4 protein-coding genes are annotated in these 2,766 nt (G+C 68.2%); 3 read left to right on the top strand and 1 reads right to left on the bottom strand.

The window, feature by feature from the left end:
• A partial coding sequence (locus AC3XYG_RS29745; protein ID WP_489143494.1) for an MFS transporter occupies positions 1-1,179 on the bottom strand: 1,179 nt, incomplete at its 3' end.
• Positions 1,180-1,327: 148 nt separating this feature from the next.
• On the opposite strand from AC3XYG_RS29745, the gene AC3XYG_RS29740 reads away from it, so the two are divergent.
• From AC3XYG_RS29740 to ssb, 3 genes are all read left to right on the top strand, one after another.
• Positions 1,328-1,879: an EndoU domain-containing protein gene (locus AC3XYG_RS29740; RefSeq protein WP_489143493.1), complete on the top strand. Its 552-nt coding sequence runs from the start codon at positions 1,328-1,330 to the stop codon at positions 1,877-1,879.
• Positions 1,880-1,914: 35 nt separating this feature from the next.
• Positions 1,915-2,256, top strand: coding sequence for a hypothetical protein (locus tag AC3XYG_RS29735; protein WP_489143492.1), 342 nt, complete (start codon positions 1,915-1,917; stop codon positions 2,254-2,256).
• Positions 2,257-2,343: 87 nt separating this feature from the next.
• Positions 2,344-2,766 (top strand): single-stranded DNA-binding protein (ssb, locus tag AC3XYG_RS29730; RefSeq protein WP_489143491.1); only part of this gene is annotated, 423 nt, incomplete at its 3' end.

Here is a 2,766-nt window from a genome sequence, read left to right as displayed (position 1 = left end):
GCTGACGGTGAGATAGGCGGAAGAGGCGCCAGCCGAGGCGAAGAAGAAGGAGGCGCACCAGAAGGCCGTGTGCGTGGTCGCCGACAGCACGCCCATCCGGAACAGGACGGCCGATGCCAGCAGGATCAACCCCGCCAGCATGTAGGTGCCGAAGATCATCTTCCGCCGGCCGACGGTGTCGAACAGGGGGCCGAGCAGCAGCGGCCCCAGCAGGTTGCCGATGGCGAAGGGGAAGAAGTACAGCGCCGCCCCCGAATCGCTCAGCCCGTAGAAATTCCGCAGCACCATTGCGAAGGTGAAGAAGATCGCGTTGTACAGGAAGGACTGAGTGATCATCATCGACAGGCCCAGCAGCGTGCGGGACGGGTATTGCCGGAAGAACACGTCGACCAGCCGGCGGAACGACACCGATTGTTCCGGCTCGATCGACATCGACTTGGATGGGTCGACCGGCGGCAGGTCGTGGCCCTGCTCCCGGACGGTGGCCTCGATCCCCTCGACGATGCGTTCGGCCTCCTCGGCATGGCCGTGGGTCAGCATCCAGCGTGGGCTTTCCGGGATGTGCCGGCGCAGATAGATGATGACCAGGCCCAGGATGGGGCCAAGCAGGAAGGCCAGGCGCCAGCCCAGGTTCTCCGGCACCAGCGAATGGTCGAGCAGCACGAAGCTGCCGGCGGCGCCGAGCATGGCGCCGGCCCAATAGGTGCCGTTGACGGCGATGTCGACCCGGCCGCGGTACTTGGCAGGAATCAGCTCGTCGATCGCCGAGTTGATCGCGGTGTATTCCCCGCCGATGCCGAGGCCGGCGATGAAGCGGAAGAGGTAGAGGAACCACGGCGCCCAGGCCGCCCCGGCGATGCCCGAGGCCACCAGATAGATGCCGAGGGTGACGATGAACAGCTTGCGGCGGCCCCAGCGGTCGGTCAGCCGGCCGAACACCAGGGCGCCGACGACCTGGCCGACGAGATAGCTGGTGCCGGCGAACCCGACCTGTTCGTTGGTCATGCCCAGCGTCCGCTGGAAGCCCGAGGCCGCCACCAGCTGGATCTCCAGCCCATCCAGGATCCAGCTGACGCCGAGCCCGACCACGACCAGCCAGTGGAATTGCGCCCAGGGCAGGCGGTCCAGCCGCGCCGGAATCAGACTGCGGACGGGCCTGCCGGCGGTGGCCATGGGCATGGTGCGGTCCCTCATGCGGTTCGTCGTACTCGACACACACTGTGTCGGCGCGGCGCCGGGACAAGCCGGCCGCACGCAACCCGGTGGCGCGGCGGGGCGGACGGCGGTAGGATTTCAATGCTGCGCCATGGCCGGGCCGGGAGACCCCATGATCGGTCGGATCTGCTTCATCCTGGTTTTTCTGCTGCTGCCGGCGGCCCGTGAGGCGGCGGCCGCGGCGCTGGACTGCAGCGATGTCGGCAAGAAGCTGTGGAGCCGCAGCGACCCGCAGGTCAATCTCAGCCACATCTTCTGCGGTGAAATCGGGCGCAACGGCGACCCCAAGGGCTATCATTCCCGGGCCGTCGCACTGCCCACCGGCGCGGTCGACCATGTGGAAGGCGCCTCGCGCGGCCATGACGGCGTCTATGACGCGACGGTTTTCTACAGCAACGGCCGGCACAAGCGTTCGACCTTCTATCCCGATGCCTGCCCGGCCGAGGCGATCCTGCACTCCGTCCTCTACGCCTATGGCCACCAGACCGGGGCGCATCCGGCCTGGGGCGTGCTCGGTCCGTCTGCACCGGATGGGGCGGCCCCGGATGGCGGCAGCCGGGACGACGGCTATTGCCGGGACGACAGCGGCCAGCCCTTCGAGATCCGGATCGGCACGATCCGGCGCCGCGGGCAGGACGCGATCAACACCGCGTTTCCGAACTGACCGGCCCGGCGAGAGATGATGGGGAAGGCACGGCCATGATCGAGATCACCCGCGACAGCAAGGGCCGCCACCGGGTCGTGTCCGGCACGGCGGCGCCGATGCTGGCCGATTTCCTGGAGACGGATCTGCGCGAGGATGCCGTGTGGGTCGCCAAGGTCGCCGCCCGGCTGGCCGAGGCGGGGGAGGGCGGCGAGCCGATCACCGGCAATCTCTATGCGCTGGAGATCCGCGGCGCCAAATCGGTGCTGCGCAATGTCCACGATGCGAAGGTGCCGGCCCTGGTGCTGCCGACCCGCGACCTGGCGGCGGCGGTGGCGGCCTGGCTGGCGGCGCTGGGCCAGCCGGCCCCGCCCGCCCGGCCGCGCCGGAAGGGATGATTCATCGGGGGCTTCGAACAAGATTGGAAACAGCGGATCATCTCGTCTAGGGTCCGCGCCTGATTGGTAAAGAGTGAGCTCTGGATCATGGCTGGCAGCGTCAACAAGGTCATTCTGATCGGCAATCTCGGCCGCGATCCGGAGATCCGGTCGTTCCAGAATGGCGGTCGGGTGGCGAATTTCTCGATCGCGACGTCGGAGAACTGGAAAGACCGTACCACCGGCGAGCGCAAGGAACGCACCGAGTGGCATCGCGTCGCGGTGTTCAACGACGCGCTGGTCGGGGTGGTCGAGCGATTCCTGAAAAAGGGGTCGAATGTCTATATCGAGGGCCAGCTGGAGACGCGGAAATTCGCCGACCAGAGCGGCGCCGAGCGCACCATCACCGAGGTGGTGCTGCGCCCGTTCCGGGGTGAGCTGACCATGCTCGACGGCCGTGAGGGCGGCGGTGGCGGCCTGGCTGGCGGCGCTGGGCCAGCCGGCCCCGCCCGCCCGGCCGCGCCGGAAGGG

This window comes from Inquilinus sp. (genome assembly GCF_057815775.1).
The sequence above is the reverse complement of the archived record's forward strand: the minus strand, read 5'-3'. Positions and strand labels throughout refer to the sequence as shown.